16 protein-coding genes and 1 pseudogene are annotated in these 19,226 nt (G+C 39.0%); 14 read left to right on the top strand and 3 right to left on the bottom strand.

The genetic code is table 11. From position 1 onward, the window contains the following. Positions 1 to 15 precede the first annotated feature (15 nt). The 4 genes from ACSR9O_RS04900 (at position 16) to abc-f (ending at position 4,836) form a co-directional block, all read left to right on the top strand. Positions 16 to 687 (top strand): response regulator transcription factor, encoded by a 672-nt coding sequence (locus ACSR9O_RS04900; protein ID WP_260357250.1) that lies wholly within the window; start codon positions 16 to 18, stop codon positions 685 to 687. Further along, the gene (locus ACSR9O_RS04905; RefSeq protein WP_260357251.1) at positions 684 to 1,679 is read left to right on the top strand and encodes a sensor histidine kinase; all 996 of its coding nucleotides are present in this window, start codon (positions 684 to 686) and stop codon (positions 1,677 to 1,679) included. Before ACSR9O_RS04900 ends, ACSR9O_RS04905 begins: the two co-directional genes overlap by 4 nt. A 207-nt stretch (positions 1,680 to 1,886) precedes the next feature. Continuing rightward, a complete protein-coding gene (locus ACSR9O_RS04910; protein WP_101221616.1) occupies positions 1,887 to 2,756 on the top strand; it encodes a cation diffusion facilitator family transporter in 870 nt (289 codons plus the stop codon). Positions 2,757 to 3,207: 451 nt separating this feature from the next. After that, positions 3,208 to 4,836: a ribosomal protection-like ABC-F family protein gene (gene abc-f, locus ACSR9O_RS04915; protein ID WP_491724045.1), complete on the top strand. Its 1,629-nt coding sequence runs from the start codon at positions 3,208 to 3,210 to the stop codon at positions 4,834 to 4,836. Between the two features lie 244 nt (positions 4,837 to 5,080). On the opposite strand, the gene ACSR9O_RS04920 is transcribed toward abc-f, so the two are convergent. After that, positions 5,081 to 5,428 carry a potassium channel family protein gene (locus ACSR9O_RS04920; protein WP_260357960.1) on the bottom strand — a complete coding sequence of 116 codons (348 nt, stop codon included), beginning with the start codon at positions 5,426 to 5,428 and terminating at the stop codon, positions 5,081 to 5,083. Between the two features lie 207 nt (positions 5,429 to 5,635). Here ACSR9O_RS04920 and ACSR9O_RS04925 point away from each other — a divergent pair, with 207 nt between their 5' ends. After that, the gene (locus tag ACSR9O_RS04925) at positions 5,636 to 6,058 is read left to right on the top strand and encodes a VOC family protein (protein ID WP_230176550.1); all 423 of its coding nucleotides are present in this window, start codon (positions 5,636 to 5,638) and stop codon (positions 6,056 to 6,058) included. A gap of 196 nt (positions 6,059 to 6,254) precedes the next feature. Here the strand turns inward: ACSR9O_RS04925 and ACSR9O_RS04930 are convergent, their stop codons facing one another. Further along, positions 6,255 to 7,673 (bottom strand): sigma-54 interaction domain-containing protein, encoded by a 1,419-nt coding sequence (locus ACSR9O_RS04930; RefSeq protein WP_491724046.1) that lies wholly within the window; start codon positions 7,671 to 7,673, stop codon positions 6,255 to 6,257. A 413-nt stretch (positions 7,674 to 8,086) separates the two neighbouring features. Here ACSR9O_RS04930 and ACSR9O_RS04935 point away from each other — a divergent pair, with 413 nt between their 5' ends. From ACSR9O_RS04935 to ACSR9O_RS04975, 9 genes are all read left to right on the top strand, one after another. Beyond that, complete coding sequence (locus tag ACSR9O_RS04935) at positions 8,087 to 9,328, top strand: MFS transporter (RefSeq protein WP_491725444.1); 1,242 nt, start codon at positions 8,087 to 8,089, stop codon at positions 9,326 to 9,328. A gap of 110 nt (positions 9,329 to 9,438) precedes the next feature. Continuing rightward, positions 9,439 to 10,653 (top strand): M20 family metallopeptidase, encoded by a 1,215-nt coding sequence (locus ACSR9O_RS04940; RefSeq protein WP_101221622.1) that lies wholly within the window; start codon positions 9,439 to 9,441, stop codon positions 10,651 to 10,653. Between the two features lie 102 nt (positions 10,654 to 10,755). Continuing rightward, positions 10,756 to 12,399: an amidohydrolase gene (locus ACSR9O_RS04945; protein ID WP_491724047.1), complete on the top strand. Its 1,644-nt coding sequence runs from the start codon at positions 10,756 to 10,758 to the stop codon at positions 12,397 to 12,399. 406 nt (positions 12,400 to 12,805) lie between these two features. Beyond that, positions 12,806 to 14,134, top strand: coding sequence for a PTS sugar transporter subunit IIC (locus ACSR9O_RS04950; RefSeq protein WP_491724048.1), 1,329 nt, complete (start codon positions 12,806 to 12,808; stop codon positions 14,132 to 14,134). Further along, on the top strand, positions 14,127 to 14,423 hold the full coding sequence (locus ACSR9O_RS04955; RefSeq protein ID WP_106027878.1) for a hypothetical protein: 297 nt from the start codon (positions 14,127 to 14,129) through the stop codon (positions 14,421 to 14,423). Before ACSR9O_RS04950 ends, ACSR9O_RS04955 begins: the two co-directional genes overlap by 8 nt. Next, positions 14,420 to 15,502, top strand: a complete 1,083-nt coding sequence (locus tag ACSR9O_RS04960; protein ID WP_491724049.1) for a DUF871 domain-containing protein — start codon at positions 14,420 to 14,422, stop codon at positions 15,500 to 15,502. Before ACSR9O_RS04955 ends, ACSR9O_RS04960 begins: the two co-directional genes overlap by 4 nt. Before the next feature lie 30 nt (positions 15,503 to 15,532). Continuing rightward, entirely contained in the window at positions 15,533 to 15,838 is a 306-nt protein-coding gene (locus ACSR9O_RS04965) for a PTS sugar transporter subunit IIB (protein WP_048685915.1), read from the top strand. A 24-nt stretch (positions 15,839 to 15,862) separates the two neighbouring features. After that, positions 15,863 to 16,189 (top strand): PTS sugar transporter subunit IIA, encoded by a 327-nt coding sequence (locus tag ACSR9O_RS04970; RefSeq protein ID WP_491724050.1) that lies wholly within the window; start codon positions 15,863 to 15,865, stop codon positions 16,187 to 16,189. A gap of 281 nt (positions 16,190 to 16,470) precedes the next feature. Beyond that, complete coding sequence (locus ACSR9O_RS04975) at positions 16,471 to 17,373, top strand: aldo/keto reductase (protein ID WP_260357258.1); 903 nt, start codon at positions 16,471 to 16,473, stop codon at positions 17,371 to 17,373. Positions 17,374 to 17,889: 516 nt separating this feature from the next. Here ACSR9O_RS04975 and ftsZ read toward each other — a convergent pair. Further along, positions 17,890 to 18,912: pseudogene (ftsZ, locus tag ACSR9O_RS04980) on the bottom strand (cell division protein FtsZ). Between the last annotated feature and the right edge of the window lie 314 nt (positions 18,913 to 19,226).

Below are 19,226 nucleotides of genomic sequence, written 5' to 3' on the forward strand. Positions count from 1 at the left end.
TAGAAAGGTCCTGTGATGAAAAGATATAATATTTTAATTGTTGAAGATGATTTGATGATTGGTGATTTATTGAAAAAGATTTTGCAGCGCGAAGAGTACAATGTATGTTGGATGAAAGAAGGAAAAGGAATTATAGATATAATCCATGAGATGGATTTAGTCATTATGGATATTATGCTGCCAGGAGATGATGGCTATCAAATTACCAAGAAAGTAAAAAGTCTAGGATTAAATATTCCAGTTATTTTTCTATCCGCCCGAAATGATATGGATAGCAAACTTCAAGGTTTGACAATTGGTGAGGATTATATGACTAAGCCTTTTGATCCCAGGGAGCTATTACTAAGAATGCAGAAATTGTTGGAAAATCAATATGGTACTTTCACACAAATTAAACATTTATATATTGATGCCGAACATAAAAAGGTATTCAATAATGACTTGCATAATGAAGTGGTTTTTACTGCGATAGAGCGTAAAATATTTTTCTATTTATATGAAAATAGGAATCAGATTTTAACGAAGGAACATTTCTTTGAATATTTATGGCAGCTCGAAGATAGGAATCAAAATATCATTAATGTACATATAAAAAAAGTTAGAACAAAAATCAATGATAACATCGGAGAAATCATCCAAAATATATATGGAGAAGGGTATAGATTGAATACCTATATAAAGAAATGAAATTAAAGAAAAAATACCAGCTATTGTTACTTATTGCCGTTATTAGCGTGCCATTTATATTACTGTTGATAAGTATCCTAATGTCATTAATTTATGATTTGGCCTTTAGATCCAATAATAGTGACATTCCTTTTCATGAATCTTTTGCATATCCTACAATGCTGGGAGTATTTATTTTATCACTATTATTGTTAGCCTTCTTATTTTCCAAATCTATTAACTCGCTATTAAAAAAAATAAATATATTGAATGAAACCATCAGGAATTTAGCCAGTGATGAGGAGATTCCGAATAAATTAGAGGTAAATAGCAATGATGAAATCGGGGAATTAACTAAATCGGTAAACTTACTGATTGAAAGAACGACCTATCGGGAATTGGAACTAAAGCAACAAGAGGAAATGAAAAAGGAACTCTTAAATAAATTAAGGCATGACATCAATACACCTTTAACTGCAGTAAGATTACAATTATTCTATTTAGAAGGTCAATATACGGAACAAGCTCCATTATTACAATCACTATATCAACAAATAAATTATATTGCCGAATTAACAAATGAATATAATATTCAATCCACAGATACGCTCGATAATTCCTATATATTAAATGACGAAGTGAATATGCACGATTTAATAGAAATGATGGTTAAAAAATGGGCCTATTTGTATAATATGCATGGTATTGAACTAGTATATCGGCCTATAAATGAAGAGTTGGAATGGATAAGTAATGACTTGTGGCTCCAAAGGTTATTCGATAACGTTTTCCAAAATGTGTTGAATCACTCGAGGGCTGATAAACTTGTGATAACCATTGAAAATAACGAGGTCAGTATCAAGGATAATGGGGTTGGTTTTGATATCGATAGTAGTAAAGGGCTTGGCTTAAAAATAATCGAGGATATAGCTAAGACACTTCATATAAAATATAATTTGCATTCAAATGAAAGCGGAACTTTATTTTGTTTTACTTTCGAAAATACAATATGAATCTCATTTGAATTAAGTTATTTTGCGGGGATGACATCCGTGGATTTTGTCAGGGACTCATAAATATCATTCTTTTCAGATAGTTTGCCATATGCAACATAGTTATCTATCACTTACTTATATAAAGCGATACAAAAAGGTTGCTATAGACCCACCCATTTTTAAGTTGATATGATATTCAGGTACTTAATTGTGGGGGGAAGTTGAATGGAAGAACAAAAATATAATGATCTCAAATTAGGCGAACGTGGAGCAATCATCAGTATAATTGCTTATATTTGTCTATCGATCATGAAGCTGGCTATCGGATACATAAGCGACTCAGCGGCCTTGAAAGCGGATGGTTTGAATAACACGACTGATATTATTGCGTCCATTGCCGTACTGATCGGTTTAAGGCTAGCTCAAAGACCCCCCGATAAAGATCATGGTTATGGTCATTGGAAAAGTGAAACGATTGCATCGATGGTAGCTTCATTTATTATGTTTGCTGTTGGTGTACAAGTATTGATAGATGCAGTTGCTTCCATGCTTAAAGGTGGAAAGGAATCTCCTGACATTATTGCCGGGTATGTAGGTGTTTTATCAGCAATAGCCATGTATTTTGTATACCGATATAATAAAAAGCTTGCTATGAAAATTAACAGTAAAGCCGTTATGGCAGCTTCGAAAGATAATATTTCCGATGCTTGGGTAAGTATTGGAACAGCTATAGGGATTTTTGGCTCCCAATTAAACATGCCTTGGCTGGATCCCCTTACTGCAGTCATTGTTGGTTTATTAATATGCAAAACAGCCTGGGATATTTTCATTCAAGCCTCGCATGAACTTTCTGACGGATTTGATGAAAATAAAATTCATCTATATAAGGATGTAATTACAAATGTCGATGGAGTCAAGGGGATAAAAGAGATTAAAGGGAGAAATTACGGTAACAACGAAGTGATTGATGTTGTGATCCTTGTCAATTCTACCTTGGATATTAAAGAAGCACATGATATAGCGACACATGTAGAAAAAGTGATGATGACAGATCATGGAGTGTATGATGTTCATGTCCATGTAGAGCCCAATTAATTTTCTCTTTTTATGAATTAAGAAAAAAGGGTATAAATCTGCTTTACAAACATATTAATAATATGCAATCATTAATTCATTACATTGGAAGGAATAGGTACCTTATACAATGAAGCAGTAATCTTATCAAATAAACAGTAAATCTAAATCAATTTCAATGGGTGTTATCGGTTAGATATATTCAATGAAAAACGCGTCACTTTGTTTGCTTACCGGTTTTATCGGTAAGTTAAGTGAATTCACTTTTTCATTTGAACGAGAATCTTTTTAGATACCCATGTGAGATTTTTAATGATTATGTTTAGAGATGGGATACGTCTGTTCGTTTATAGGTACTAATTCATATACAACTACTTTTTCTGTTATCAAAGCAGATGAGGTATATTTGGTTTATGTATATTAATTTAGTAGCAGGCGATCTCTCTCTAGAAAAATGGAGGGGGATTTTTTCATGTTATTTTTAAAAGCGAATGATTTAAAGAAAAGCTACGGGAGCCGTGAAGTTCTTTCTGTAGATACACTTCATCTTTATAGTCATGACCGTGTTGGTTTGGTTGGTAGGAATGGAGAAGGTAAAACGACCCTGCTTTCTATACTAGCGGGCGTGAGGGAACCCGATTCCGGTTATATAGAGAGCTATGGAACAGTCAGCTATATCCCGCAGATGGAAGAAACTGAACAAGAAATAAGCGGTGTATTAACGAGCATATGGAAATTGCCCAATGAGGATCAAGAAAACATAAGCGGCGGCGAACGTACTCGAAGAAAAATCGCCGCAGCCCTTTCTTCCAATGCGGATGTATTGATTGCGGATGAACCTACCAGCCATTTGGATATATTCGGAATTGAACAATTGGAAAAGGATTTAAAATCTTTTAATGGCGCTATTTTGCTTACTTCACATGATAAAGCATTCTTGAATCATCTGTGTACAACAATATGGGAAGTTGAGCAAGGCAAGGTAACGGTATATGAAGGGAATTACGAAGCGTATATCAAACAAAAGCAAGCAAAAACAGAAAAGGAAAATAAGCAATATGAAGAGTATACCCGCGAAAAGAACCGGTTGAAACAGGCTGCACAAAACCTCCAAGCCAAATCTGATTCGATTAGGAAAGCCCCTAAACGAATGGGTAACTCAGAAGCAAGGCTCCATAAACGCAGCGCCGGGAAACAGAAGGCGAAATTGAACCGTTCTGCTGAAGCGATTGAAACTAGGATTGAAAAATTAGCAAAAAAAGAAAAACCGAGGGAGGATCCCCCTATCATCTTTGATATTTCAGAATTTCCATCTTTGCATAGCAAAAGGGTCATTCGATTTAATGGCTGTTCCCTGAAAGTTGGATCAAGGATGCTGAAGCAACATATTTTTGGAGATGTCCAACTAGCTTGCAGACTCGCCATCAATGGTCAAAATGGTTCAGGAAAATCGACATTACTGAAAAAGATAGTGGAAAGGCACCCAGATTTATATGTCGCAAAGCCGGCAAAGATTGGATTTTTTGCACAACAACAAGAAAATTTGAATGAAAGTAAAACGGTTCTTGAAAATATATTGGAGGACAGTCCCTACAATCAGGCTTTTATTCGTACGCTATTATCACGATTAGCTTTTAAAGGAAATGACGTTCACAAACAAGTATCACTTTTAAGCGGTGGGGAAAGAGTCAGGGCTTCCCTAGCTAAAGTTTTTTTGGGAAATTATAATGTACTGGTTCTGGATGAACCTACAAATTACCTGGATATTCATACTAAAGAGGCTTTAACCGAAGTGTTAAAAGCATATCCAGGAACCATCGTTTTTGTGACTCATGATCGTTCATTGATTCAATCGCTTGCAACGCATTCACTTTCATTTGAAGATGAACCTTCGAGAGTAAGTGCTATCAATCAGGAAGCAACAAAAACGGCCACACGCAAGGATGATCATCAAGATAAACAGGCTGAACTTCTTATGATTGAAGTGCAAATCATCGAGACACTTGGGAAACTATCCAGTGTTGTGAAGGAAGAGGAAAAAGAGGAATTGGATAGGGAATATCTCCAACTCTTGAAGAAGAAAAAGGAGCTTGAAGATTAAGTGCAACCCATAAAAGGCCCTTCTCAATCGAGAGGGGCCTTTTGATTGAGAAAGAGCGGTTAGTTATTTTACACTTAAACTACGAACAAAGTGGATTAGTGAAAATTAATGAAAAAAAAGATGATGAATGTTAAAATTAACCAAATTTATGTAGAAGGGATTCATTTAAATTGGGATTTGATTAGAAGCGATTATTTACACCAATCAAAAAGGAATGCCAAGTATTTTAAGCATTCCAATGCATTCAGATTTTGCTGCTATTGCTCTCGTTTTCCGGTTTCTTTATGATTGCGTATGCTGGGTATCCTATTAAGCCCATAAATAATCCGGTGCCGCCTACAATATAAATCATTGTAAACACTTTTCCTAATGTTGTCTGCGGTTCAAAGCTGGGATGCCCGACCGTGCTAAGAGTAACAACACAGAAGTAAAGGGAATCAATCACAGTCAGACCTTCCTGCTTAACATAGAAAATCGTGCCGGAAAATAACATAACGAGGACCAAGACGAAAAGAACCTGGAAGTTCTTCAGTTTAAAAGCGGACCAGAGCGCTTTTAGAAAACGTTTCAAGGTGAGGATAAATGAAATCATTGGTAATCGCTTTTCCTTTCGGATCATTACATTTTAAGTAAAGTGAATGAGTAAATCCTGATATTCGAGCTTGATCAGTCAATCATTCTACTATACAGGAATTCAGCTTGGATTGACAAAAAAAAAACCGTATTTATTTTGATCTCGTTTGAACTAAAAGAGTTGGTAAACAATAGTAGGAGAAAGTAAGTAAAAAGGGGGACAATCATGAAACCACGTATTACTGTCATAACATTAGGTGTGGATGATTTGGAAAAATCGCTGGAATTCTATCGGGATGGCCTGGGATTTCAAACAGAAGGGATAGTGGGCAAAGAATTTGAGCATGGAGCCGTTGCCTTTTTCCACCTGCAAGGTGGCTTAAAACTTGCCATATGGAATCGCAGGGATATAGCGCATGAGGCCAAGGTTCCTTTGTCTCCGGCAAGTCCTACTGAATTTACCCTTGGTCACAATGTAGGCAGTAAAGAGGAAGTGAATATTGTATTGGAAAAAGCAAAAAAAGCTGGCGCGATCATAACCGATCCGGCACATGACACTTTCTGGGGAGGATACTCTGCACACTTTCAAGACCTTGATGGACACCTTTGGGAAGTCGTTTGGAATCCGCAGTGGGATATTAAAGAATAATGAAAGCCTGGTTGGCAGCGTCATCTCCAGAATAAGGAGAATGCAGAAAGCGAATGAGGTAAAAAATTGAAAAAAGCACTTTACCAAGGGGTTAAGTGCTTTTTTTTTACAAAAAAGCATGACTTTTGGTTGGCCCCTCACACTGTCAAGGTTTCCTAACATTTTTATCAGTTACGGCGGCATCCACCGTTCCAGCTTATTTTTCTTCTTTTGTAATCGCATATTTCGCCAACCTGCGCATAAATAATGACTGAGTAACGCCCAGTGCTTTTGCCGCATCGCGGGTTGTTTTATGAAGATGGAATGCTTGTGTGATCATTCTTTTTTCGACACTTTCCAAAACTTCATGTAAAGAATTTTCTGCATTTAAAGAGATAGAACCCTCTTCGCAGACTGAATCGATCAAGCGTTTCGGCAAATCCTGAATTGCAATTTCATTCTCTTTTGCCATAATGACAAGCTGCTCAATTATATTTTCCAATTCCCGTACATTTCCAGGCCAATGATAGTTTTGAAGCACTTCGACCACTTTTGTAGAAAGCACTCGTTTATGGTTATGCAAGTAATTAAACTTCTCCAAATTATACTGAAGGAGACAAAAGATGTCTTCCTTCCGCTCACGAAGCGAGGGTATGCGGATCGGTAAAATATGGAGGCGATAATATAAATCAGCCCGGAATTTCCCTTCTTTGACCATATCCTCCAAATTACAGTTGGTAGCTGCAATGATACGCACATCGGCTTTTACCGTTTGGGAAGCTCCAATCGGCATGTACGTTTTATTTTGCAGCAATTGAAGGAGTTTGGGTTGTAAAGAATGTGAGAGTTCGCCAATCTCGTCTAAGAAAAGGGTGCCTTTCTCCGCAAGTTTGACAAGTCCGGTTTTGCCGTTTGCATTTGCTCCGGTGAACGCCCCTTTTTGATAGCCGAACAGTTCGGATTCCAGGAGCAATTCCGGAATCGCTGCGCAATTAAGATGGATAAACGGACGATCTTTCCGGTCACTCAGATGATGAATACGTTCAGCTATAAGCGTTTTTCCAACACCTGTTTCCCCTGTAATAAGAACGGTAGTTTCCACACAGGCAACTTTTTCAATTGTTTCCTTGAGCATATCATAGACCCGGCTTTGTCCGATAAAAAAAGGGACTTCTTTTGCCCTTACAAGTTTCGCCTTGAGTTTTTGTAATTCGTGTAAATAAAACCGAAAAGCAGAATCCAATTCTTCAATTTTAATTTGAGAACTGTAACCGACGAAATCCGGAATATCATAACCCAATGCGACTGCATATTTTGGTTTATTATGTTCGTCCAATATTAGATGTCCTGTAGCCACTCCTTTTCCTTCTCCTTCTCCAACTTGTTGAATGACGCTGACATTTTGTTTCTTATCTAAAACTATTTTTGCAACAGACGGCTTGAAGAACCCCTCTTTTTCCAATTGTGAGACGTTTTTTCCGATTAGCTCCTCTTTCTTTTTCCCAATCAGCTTACAGCTCATGTCGCTAACAAAAAGAGTCATTCCGTTCTTATCGGTTATATAAATAGGTTTATTCATGTAGTTCATGATTTTGAATAAATATTCCGGTTCAATGGTTAACATATTCTGATTCATCACTTGCCTTTCCTTTAATGACGGATGGATCGACCTTTTATTTTGAATCGAAAATAGTTCAAAGTTCATCATTATTGTGAGTAGCGTTGATTCAATTTCGATTCATTTGAATCGATTCATAATAATTATACCTTGAATATTTAGAAATTTCACGCAATTATACCTATTTACGTTATTTTTTCATTGTAAAGTGATCTTTTTCTTGGCATAAAACTTGCATAAACAATTTGGTGTAAAGGAGGTAATGAGATCCATAAGAAAACAAAAAATAATGCACTTGAGTTAGTAAATTCGTAAAGAACTAAATTGAAGAACTGTCGTAAGAGGAGTTGCCTTTTTACAGAAACTTGGTGCAAGCTGCAATCCATTATTTGCTGGGCATCATTAAGGGGAGGTTATGATTTGTGAAGCGTATGGCTGTTCAAGGGGACAACAGGAAGTTCATTTTGTCTCTCCTATTTGTGGGTTATATGGTTTCTTATATGGACCGGTTAGTTATGAATCTAGCTGTTGTGCCAATTGGTCAAGAATTCAATCTTAGTCCGGCTGCCACGGGAACAGTAATCAGCGCCTTCTTCTTGGCTTACGCCATCATGCAAATTCCGGCCGGCTGGCTGACAGATCAGTTGGGTTACCGAAGGGTGATTATTTTTTCTATTGTCCTCTGGTCGCTTTTTACAGTCTTCACCGGTTTCGCTTGGTCGTTTACCACTTTAATCGTGATTCGTTTTTTGTTCGGAATTATGGAGGGGGGATATCCTGCTGCATGTGCAAAAGCCATCGCTGAGTATTTCCCTCAGAAAGAAAAAGGTAAGGCACAGTCCATCTTAATGTCATCGAATTCGTTTGGCGGTCTAATTACGGGTGTTCTTGTGCCAACACTCCTGATCTGGTTAGGCTGGAGGAACGTGTTCTTTGCTCTTGGAGCAGCAGGTGTCATCATCGGAGTACTGCTTTGGAAATACATTCGTAGTCCGATTCAATTGGAAGAAGCAAAAGAACAACAACCAGTAAACAAGGATTCCATGCTCTCTTTATTGAAAACTCGTCAGACATGGGCATTGGTCCTAACGTGGTTTTCAATCAGCATTGCTTCGTGGGGCACGTCTTCATGGTTGCCCATGTATATGGTAACAGTACGCCATTTAGATTTGGTTTCTGCAGGGGTGTTGGGACTCCTTCCGACTACGGCCGCAACTCTGGGAACGGCAGCGGGTGGTTGGTTGCTAGTCAAATTTTCCGGTAGGGAGAAAATGTACTTTTTAATGAATGGACTTTTTTACACAGTATTTTTATTTTTAGCACTCTTCGCACCTAATGTTGGAATGGTCTTTACTTATTTGACACTGTCATCAATCTTTTATGGTTTTGTGTTTAGTGCAGTATACGCACTCCCTCACAAATTGTTTGACAAGTGTGTGATTGGTTCCGCGATTGGAATTATGAATCTGGGATCGATGATTGGTGGATTCATTGCACCGATCATGATGGGTGTACTCATCTCAGAATTAAAAGGTTCTTACGACGGCGCTTTCTGGTTCTTAATTGCGGCTGGTTTGTCCTCCGCGCTATTCGGACTAACCATTCGAAACAGCAATCTTGTTTCTCACGAGGACGTGAGTGATCAAATACAGTCGAATGTCAAAGTAAAATAGTGGTGTTTGGCTAATGGGAAAACAAATTTAGTAAGGTGGAACTGAAATGTTGATCATGTATATAAGCAATCCGGTGGATTAATGCTAGAACAAATATCGGGGTGGAAATGATGCTAAAAAACTTATTTAGTAGACTTCAAGAGGTATATCCGGAGTTGGTTAAATTTCGCAGAGATCTTCATATGTATCCTGAATTATCCTTCCAGGAGATCAATACCCCAAAAATGATCGCTGATTTTTTAACCAACTTGGGATTGGAAGTAAGAACAGAAGTTGGCGGAAGAGGAGTAGTTGGACTCTTGAGAGGAGGGAAACCGGGCAAGACAGTAGCGCTGCGCGCGGATTTCGATGCATTGCCGATATCAGACGAGAAAAACGTGGAGTACAAGTCCCGTATACCTGGGGTGATGCATGCCTGCGGCCATGATATTCATACAGCAGCTTTGATTGGAGTAGCCAAAGTATTAAGCGAAGTGAAGGATGAGCTCGAAGGAAATGTTGTCTTTATCCATCAGTTTGCGGAAGAGGTAATCCCAGGAGGGGCAAAGCCCATGATTGAAGATGGCTGTCTGGATGGAGTCGATGTCATTTATGGAGCCCATGTATCTTCCATTCTTCCGCTTGGTATGGTTGCTGTTGGAGAGGGATATATAATGGCGGCAGGAGATACATTTGAAATTGAGGTTTATGGGAAAGGAGGGCATGGAGCGACTCCTCATTTGACGGTAGACCCAATTGTGGTGGGCAGCCAACTGGTGCTCAATTTGCAGCAAATCGTCAGCCGCCGCGTTGATCCGTCTAAAACAGCGGTTGTCTCGATTGGTTCTTTTCAAAGCGGACAGGCTTTTAATGTCATTCCCGACACAGCCAAAATTACTGGAACGGTACGAACCTTCGAGGAAAGCGTGCAGGTTTTGATAGAAGAAGCCATTGGCCAAATCGCAACATCTAACTGCGAAGGTGCAGGAGCCACTGTGAAATTTAAGTACGAGAGAGGATATCCCGCTTTGTGGAATCATCCGGAGGAAACAATAAAAGCGGACAAGTTAGCAAAAAATCTTCTGGGAGAGGAAAAAGTAATACAAATCCCGCCGTATACGTTAACAGGAATGGAAGATTTCTCCTTATATCTAGAGAAGGTTCCTGGAACGTTTTTCTACGTGGGAGGTGCGAATCCTTCGAAGAATGCGATATACCCGCATCATCATCCGAAATTTGATGTAGATGAAAAATCAATGTTGTATATCGGAAAGATGTTTATTGCATTGGTTTTTAATTATCTCTCAAACAGAGATGCCGATTCAATGAATCAAGTAGAAGCTTAGTAGAAATCAATTATGTTTTGTAGGCTGAATTGGCTGAAAAACTAGAACACAACAAAGTATAGTCATTAGATCTTGTTTACAGAAAAAATAAGAGGTGATCGTATGTTTGCTGATGTAGTATTTGTAAACGGACAAGTCATTACCGTCGATTCGAACAATCTGATCGCAGAAGCAGTTGCCGTTAAACGTAACCGAATTGAAGCAGTCGGGACGAATGAGAATATCAAACGTTGGATCGGAGAGAGCACCAAAGTGATGGATTTGCGAGGTAGGACTCTACTGCCAGGATTTATAGATTCGCATTTGCACTTGCTCGGTTATGGACTTACAAGGCTAGCGATTAATTGCAAAGACGCATCGATTCAATCCAATGCAGATATTATCTGTGAATTGAAACGGAAGGCGGAATCTATCCCTATAGGAGGGTGGATCATAGCAGTAGGCTACAACGAAATGTTTATGTTGGAAGGGCGGTACCTAACCCGACATGAACTTGATGAAGTGTCGACGGTACACCCGATTCTAATTGTGCGACAATGCGGCCACATTATGATTGCGAACAGTAAAGTGTTGGAATTGGCAGGTGTAAACGACCAATCGGGCGATTCGGAAGGTGCAGTGTTCGGTCGGGACGAGTCCGGGAGATTAAACGGGCTACTAGTGGAAGCAGCAATGGATCCGGTAAAACGTGTCATGAATCCGACGGAAGAGGTCTTGGCCAGAGCGGCGGAAATCGCTTCGCGCGATTTCGTATCGTTAGGCATTACGACAATTCATGATGCCGGAGGGTACGAGCCGGTCAATCTTCGCATACTGCAGCAAGCGGTTCGTTCCGGTCGCTTAAAAGTTCGGGTGTATGCAATGGTAGTTCACGAGCCTAACTTTATCCGAATGAGAGAGACGTGCTTGTCGACTGGGTTCGGAGACGATCGATTTCGCATCGGTCCGGCGAAAATCTTTATAGACGGAGCCAGCACCGCGCCGACGCTTGCGACGCGTCAGCCATATGAGACGAATCCGGAAGACAGCGGCATTCTGTATTACACGCAAGAGAATATGAACGACGCGCTCATCTCAGCCCATCGCGATGGTTATCAAATTACGGCTCACGCACAGGGCGATCTTGCAATCGAGATGTTGTTGAATACATTCGAAGAAGCGCTTAGACAATATCCGCGGCACAATCACAGACATCGAATCGAGCATGCCGGTTTGGCGATGCCCGATCTCATCGAGCGAATGGCTAAATTGGGTATAGTGACCGTTCCTAACCCGAACTTTTTCACTGAATTTGGAGATATATACATTAAGCACTTCGGCGCTCGCAGCGACTATTTTTACCCAATTGGAGCCTGTTTAAAAGCTGGTATTGTCGTAGCAGGGGCCTCGGATAGCCCCGTCTCGAACTGCAATCCGCTTATCGGCATTCATGGGGCGGTCAACCGACTGACACCTTCCTGCGCGGTCATTGGGGAAGAGCAGAAAATCTCCGTCATGGAAGCGATTATGCTGTACACCTGGAACGGAGCCTACGCAAGCTTCGAGGAAGACCAAAAAGGAAGCATCGAGGTAGGGAAATTAGCAGATTTGGTTGTGCTAAACGACCGAATATTGGATGTAACAATCGACGGTATTGATCAATTACGGGTTGAAATGACGATGATTGACGGGGAAATCGTTTACGAGCTAGGGAAATCTCCGGATGCAAATGATGCGTTGGAAGAAACCATTAATTTCATTATGTAAATATTCAACTACGCTATATCATTCTATTTTTAATGAAAAGTGTAAAGAAAATATATGAATTTGATACTAGGAAAAGAAAAAAATGAGCTCTAGACTAGGCTAGTCTAGGGCTGCAGATTGTCATAAAAAATTCCTTTTAAAAAAATGTGATTTCAAAAAAGAAAGCAGGAAATTGGCAGTGATCAATTTTCCAGTTTTCTTTTTTTTGTGCACTTGTGGAGTCACGAGAAGGGTTTGCGCCTCTTTCATCAACAACGGATTTATAATTCACTATGCATTCTTAGATTTCAAAGTATATAACACATATTTTCAATAAAAATATTGACATAATCAATATAACGTTATAATGTTTATTTATTGTAATTGTGTGTTTTTTCAGACTTTTAATCAAAAGGGGGAAAAGTTATTGAATAATTTTATGGGGATACTCGAAATGAAAGTGCTTCCAGTTGCAAATAAAATTGGTTCACAAAGACATCTGCTGGCAATTAGGCACGGTGTTCTGGCAACACTTCCACTGACGATCATTGGATCATTCTTTGTTATTTTGTTGAATTTTCCAATCAATGGGTATGACGAATGGATAGCACCTTATCGTGCCGCTTTGGATGTTCCGTTTCGGTTTACGGTGGGAGCAATGGCTTTATATGCAGCTTTTGGGGTTGGGTCAGCGCTTGCAGGACATTATAAATTAGATCAGCTCAGTGCAGGCCTTCTATCAGTCTTAGCTTTTCTGATTACATGTGTTGTGCCTACCCAAGTCATGGAATCCGTTCCAGGAGTAATAGAAGCGGGTCGCTGGTTACCTATCAGCTCTTTAAGCGCAGCCTCTTTATTCGGTGCAATAGTAACATCCCTGATTTCCGTTGAGATTTTTCATTTTTTGATTAAACGCGATATAAAAATCAAATTACCGGAAAGCGTTCCGCCAATGGTTTCGAATTCTTTTGCAGCCCTGATTCCAACATTGGTCGTGGTCCTTCTTTTCTGGGGCATTCGTTATGGTTTGGGCTTTGACATTAACTCGATCATCACTACTTTGGTGTCACCTCTTAAAAATTTATTGGTTGGTAATAGTTTAATAGGAGGTTTGCTTACAGTCTTTCTCATCGTTTTCTTTTGGTCTCTTGGTATTCATGGACCGGCAATATTGGGTCCGATCATACGGCCGATGTGGGATTCGGCGATTCTCGAGAATATGGATGCATTTGCAAGAACGGGTAATGCGGCGAATTTGCCCAATCTATTTACCGAACAATTCATTCAATGGTTTGTCTGGATTGGCGGGGCGGGATCGACATTATCACTTGTTGTACTATTCCTATTTTCAAAATCGAAGTATTTGAAAGAGCTTGGTAAACTGTCCTTTGTTCCAGGGATTTTTAATATTAATGAACCTATCATTTTTGGAGCGCCGATTGTCATGAACCCCATTTTAATGGTTCCATTCATCGTTGCCCCTTTGGTAAATGTCATCGTTTCTTATACATTCTTTCAATTAGGGTTAATACCGATGATAATGGCTAAACTGCCGTTTACGGTCTTTAGTCCAATTGCCGCTGTCATCAGTACAAATTGGACAATCATGGCCGGGGTTCTCGTTTTATTGAATTTTGTCATCTCATTAATGATCTATTTTCCATTTTTCAAGATGTTCGAGAATCAGCATCTACGTGATGAAAATAAAATAGAAGCTGGACCGAAAGAAAAGAAAGCGGGCATTAAATATGCTTGAAATAATATTCGCCATTCTATCATTTGTAGGGGCGCAAATCATTTTTTCCCGTACTCGGCTAGGTGAAAGTTTAACACCATGGAAATCGGTTGGCCTGTCTATTTTAATCATTAGCTTTTCAATCTTTCTATTTACCGCAATGGGATCGACTTATTATTTGATTGTCATTGTACCAACGATTATTTGTTCTGTAATGGTATCCTCCCGCTACCGTGACTATTTAATGGGATTACAAACTAAGCGGGCTCAATGGAAAGAAAGTAGAAAAGGAGTGAATGATAGCTTATGAGAAGATTAGGTATTTCAATTTATCCGGAACACTCTACACCGGATAAAGACAAGCAATATATTAAACTTGCCCATAGTTATGGTTTTGAACGAATATTCACGTGTTTATTATCGGTTTCAAAACCATATGAAATTGTCATGGAAGAATATAAAAATATTATTTCTTATGCGAAAGCGCTACATATGGAAGTCATACTTGATGTTGCTCCAGCTGTTTTCGATAAGTTTGATATTAGCTATGATGATTTAAGTTTTTTCGCAGAAATGGGAGCTGACGGCGTTCGTCTGGACCTTGGGTTCGATGGCTTGAAAGAAGCTAAAATGACCTATAATCCTTTTGGATTGAAAATCGAATTGAATATGAGTAATGATGTCGATTATTTATCGAACATACTGACTCATCAAGGGAATAAAAATCAAATCATTGGCTGTCATAATTTCTATCCCCAAAAATTCACAGGTCTTCCTTACGACTTCTTCATCGCCTGCAGTAAACGTTTTAAAGAACATGGCATTCGTACAGCTGCATTTGTTACTTCACAAACCGGTGATATAGGTCCTTGGAGTATAAATGATGGATTATGCACATTAGAACAGCACCGTGAACTTTCAATTGATGTACAAGCCAAGCATCTATGGGCAACGGGTTTAATTGATGATGTCATCATTGGGAATGCTTACGCGAGTGAAGAGGAACTAAGAATGCTGGGGGCCTTACAGCGTGACATGATCGAGTTGAAAGTGGAACTCCATTCGGATGCGTCACCAATTGAGCAAAAAGTTGTGCTGGATGAATTACAACTTCGCCGTGGTGATATCAGCGAGTATATGGTCCGTTCAGTGGAGGTCCGAAAAAAATATGCGAATGAAGATTTTGCAGTCCGAGAAAGTATCCCACAGCGCAAAGGGGCCGTTTTCATCGGCAATGATTCTTTTGGAAAATACAAAGGCGAACTTCAAGTCATCTTAAGGGATATGCCTTTGGATGAACGTAAAAATGCAGTCGCCCACGTTGTAAAAGAGGAACTTTTTTTACTGGATTATATTAAACCATGGGGCACATTTAGATTGATTAAATAACCTGACCCTAATTTATAAGGAGGAATAATGATGAATATTTTATTATGCTGTTCTGCAGGTATGTCCACTAGTCTTTTGGTTAATAAGATGGAGAAAGCGGCGGTGGAAGAAGGATTGAGCGTGAAAATCCAGGCTGTTGCCACTATGGAAGTAAGAAACCATATAAATGAGGTGGATGTTATTCTTTTAGGCCCTCAAGTTCGGTATCAACTTAATGATATAAAGAAAATAGGGGATGAAAAAGGAATACCTGTAGATACGATAAATCCAATGCATTATGGAACATGTAATGGCAAGGAAGTATTGCGTACAGCCCTCCAATTAATTTCAAAATAACATACTATCAAAAGGAGTGGTAAAATGACGAAAACAAAAGAGGATCTTTCAGAATTATCATTTCAATTAATTCTCCATAGCGGGAATGCCCGCAGTTGTGCAATGGAAGCCATCGCCTTGCAAAAACAAGGTAAATCAAGCGATGCCCAGGATAAATTAAAGGAAGCGGAACATGAGTTTGTTGCTGCACATAAAATCCAAACCGCATTGATTCAACAAGAAGTGAATGGTGAGAAATTCGATATTCCAATGCTCTTGATCCATGCTCAAGATCACTTGATGACTTCCATGACAACAAAAGATTTAGCGATAGAAATCGTGGAATTGCACGAGAAAACACAAAAGAACTAACGAAGTGATTCATGCTGATAGAGGGTTTAAGAGGTTGCTGCGGCAGCCTTTTTCTTATGGAACTATCGGGTGAAATGGCACGACAAAATTTCTTAAGTTAAGTTCATGAACATTAACAAAAGAAATATGGCATAATAGGGTCACTCAAAATTAGGATTCTCCGAAATTTTAAATTATACTATTGTTCAAGGCAGCAGCGAATGATACTGACACAAATTAACGTAGGATAATCATGATAGAAATACAAACAATTAATTAGCAAGATCAAAGGGGAGAAAAACATGCAAAGAGTCAATCTAACTGATGAGCTTAGTCTTTCACGAATTGTACACGGTATGTGGAGATTAGCGGATTGGAGATTTTCTACCGAGGAAATCCTATCTCTTATTGAACACGGAATGGATCGTGGCGTCACTACATATGATCACGCCGATATATATGGCAGTTATACGTGTGAGGAGATTTTTGGGAACGCACTTTCATTAAAGCCATCTTTACGCGATAAAATGGAGATCGTTACGAAATGTGGCATAGTTCTTCAATCAAAAAAACGTCCTTCCCATAAAAGTCACCATTATGACACTAGTAAAGCCCATATCATAAAGTCTGTTGATCAATCTCTTATGAATCTTAAAACGGATTATATTGATTTATTACTTATCCATCGTCCTGATCCCCTGATGGACCCTGCGGAAACGGCTGTGGCGTTTAATCAATTAAAGGAATCAGGAAAGGTCCGTAACTTTGGAGTATCGAACTTCAAAAAACCGCAATGGGATATGCTTCAATCTTATCTAGAATATCCGCTTGTGACGAATCAGCTGGAGCTTTCTGCATATAATCTTGAAAACTTCGAAGACGGAACCATGAACTTATGTCAGGAAATGGGCGTGGCGCCGATGGCATGGTCACCGCTTGCAGGAGGAAGCATTTTTGAGGAGTCGAATGAAAAGGCTGTCCGCTTAAGAAAAACGTTAGAAATCGTAAAAGAAGAAATCGGGGCCAATGGAATAGATGAAGTGATGTATGCATGGCTGTTGAGACATCCTGCAAAAATCATTCCGATCGTTGGATCAGGTAAGAAAGAACGATTGGACAGCGCCATTGATTCACTAAACCTAAGCATGGAAAAAGAACAATGGTTTAACATTTTAACAAGCTCGATGGGACATGATATTCCGTAATGAATTGTACCGTTGAACAAGAATCCTTGCCTTCATTAATGGGGACCTCCGTAAAGAGGTCCCCATTCTTAAATTTCAAACAATGACGAGATGGACTTTCACTTTTCAAAGCATGATTTTTGGTGAATTTTTTTAAGTGCTAATAAGATTTTGCCATATAATAAAAATACTATTTGATTTTCGAGGTGAAACAACATGAAAATCGGGGTAAGAGGCTCAAAATATTTTGTTGGAATCCATATCAATCCACTTTCCCATGTTTCCCAAACAATTCATTTCCGTTCAATATGATATGTGGAAGAAAGTAGTCTATAAATAGAAAATGCGGGAAAACAAACCGATCTATTACTGTTTTCAGGTTCCATACCTTTTTTATGGATATGAAAAGGTTAAAAGGAGCTTAATAGAAACTATTAATGTCCCATCTTCTGGACTTTCAGATAATTCTTGCCCCATACCTTCTATTTGACTTTCACTAACTGTGGTCTTGGTGAATTATAATGATCGTATTTTGCATCAAAACTCGTGTGAAAGCCGTTTTTCCATTTCTGTTATTGAAGGGCGCGCAGGCATTTTCAATGATGGAACCTCTTGATCATTCAAGCCAGTAGCAATGATAATTACTATAATTTCATCTTTTAAGTTTTCATTAATAACAGAACCGAAAATCATATTTAACTCTGAGTCTGCCTCGGAAGTAACAATATTTGCTGCCTCTTGTACTTCATATAGACTTATATTGGCGCCTGTGAGTTTCATTAGCACACCTTGGGCTCCGTCGATGGAAGTGTTAAGTAACGGACTGGAAATGGCTTTCTTTGCAGCTTACGCAGCGCGATGTTTACCTGTTGCTCTGCCAATGCCTATTAAGGCAGACCCTTTATTGGACATGATTGTTTTCACGTCTGCAAAATCAATGTTGATTAAACCTGGTACAGCAATTAAATCCGATATACCTTGGATACTTTGGCGAATAACATTATCCGCTTCAAGAAATGCTTCAAACATTGGTGTATCTTTATGTAAAATCTCCAATAAGCGATCGTTTGGAATAACAATTAATGTGTCCACTGCTTTCTTCATTAAGGAGATTCCTCCTGCTGCTTGTGTTGCACGCTTATTGCCCTCAAACGCAAACGGTAGTGTTACAACGCCAATGGTTAGTATGTCAAGCTCACGGGCAATTTGAGCAATGGCAGGGGCAGCACCCGTTCCTATACCGCCGCCCATTCCGGCTGTAATGAGTACCATGTCTGTACCTTTTAATGCTTCTTGGATCTGTTCTTTGCTTTCTTTAACTGCTTGTTTACCTACCCCTGGATTTGCCCCTGATCCTAAACCTTTTGTCAATGTTGCACCGATTTGTATCTTGATCTCTGCTTTTGATAAATTAAGAGCTTGTGCATCTGTATTAACAGCTATAAATTCTACACCTTTAACTCCATGTTCGATCATACGGTTAACGGCGTTATTTCCTCCGCCGCCAATACCAATTACTTTAATGCTGACTGATGAGATTACACTTGTAACAAACTCCATTTATAGGACCTCCTAGTCATTGAAATTACCTTATTTCAAATTATTAAAATAAATAGCGGAAACAACACTCATTCATTTTATTAGAAATGTTTTGTCTTTCTTAAATTTAGATTTAGTTAAAGAAAAAGGCATTGTCGTTAGCAGTCCCGTAAAGGAGACTTCTAACGACAATGCCTTTCATTGAACCCTTCCATTCTTTGCTAAAGGTGGGTGGGTTCGATATCCTAAAAAGGTAATCTTTGTTTTAATTCTAAGGTAATTCCACTTTTAAATCAATATATATACATTATTATAAACAAATACGTATTCATGAA

The sequence above is a fragment of the Peribacillus sp. B65 genome (assembly GCF_058513295.1).

Coding starts and splice junctions, on each gene's coding strand:
- ACSR9O_RS04900 (WP_260357250.1), top strand. CDS start 16: ATGAAAAGATATAATATTTTAATTGTTGAAGATGATTTGATGATTGGT.
- ACSR9O_RS04925 (WP_230176550.1), top strand. CDS start 5,636: ATGAAACCACGTATTACTGTCATAACATTAGGTGTGGATGATTTGGAA.
- ACSR9O_RS04960 (WP_491724049.1), top strand. CDS start 14,420: ATGAGAAGATTAGGTATTTCAATTTATCCGGAACACTCTACACCGGAT.
- ACSR9O_RS04975 (WP_260357258.1), top strand. CDS start 16,471: ATGCAAAGAGTCAATCTAACTGATGAGCTTAGTCTTTCACGAATTGTA.
- ACSR9O_RS04930 (WP_491724046.1), bottom strand. CDS start 7,673: ATGAATCAGAATATGTTAACCATTGAACCGGAATATTTATTCAAAATC.
- ACSR9O_RS04945 (WP_491724047.1), top strand. CDS start 10,756: ATGTTTGCTGATGTAGTATTTGTAAACGGACAAGTCATTACCGTCGAT.
- ACSR9O_RS04920 (WP_260357960.1), bottom strand. CDS start 5,428: ATGATTTCATTTATCCTCACCTTGAAACGTTTTCTAAAAGCGCTCTGG.
- ACSR9O_RS04965 (WP_048685915.1), top strand. CDS start 15,533: ATGAATATTTTATTATGCTGTTCTGCAGGTATGTCCACTAGTCTTTTG.
- ACSR9O_RS04955 (WP_106027878.1), top strand. CDS start 14,127: ATGCTTGAAATAATATTCGCCATTCTATCATTTGTAGGGGCGCAAATC.
- ACSR9O_RS04940 (WP_101221622.1), top strand. CDS start 9,439: ATGCTAAAAAACTTATTTAGTAGACTTCAAGAGGTATATCCGGAGTTG.
- ACSR9O_RS04970 (WP_491724050.1), top strand. CDS start 15,863: ATGACGAAAACAAAAGAGGATCTTTCAGAATTATCATTTCAATTAATT.
- abc-f (WP_491724045.1), top strand. CDS start 3,208: ATGTTATTTTTAAAAGCGAATGATTTAAAGAAAAGCTACGGGAGCCGT.
- ACSR9O_RS04935 (WP_491725444.1), top strand. CDS start 8,087: ATGGCTGTTCAAGGGGACAACAGGAAGTTCATTTTGTCTCTCCTATTT.
- ACSR9O_RS04910 (WP_101221616.1), top strand. CDS start 1,887: ATGGAAGAACAAAAATATAATGATCTCAAATTAGGCGAACGTGGAGCA.
- ACSR9O_RS04905 (WP_260357251.1), top strand. CDS start 684: ATGAAATTAAAGAAAAAATACCAGCTATTGTTACTTATTGCCGTTATT.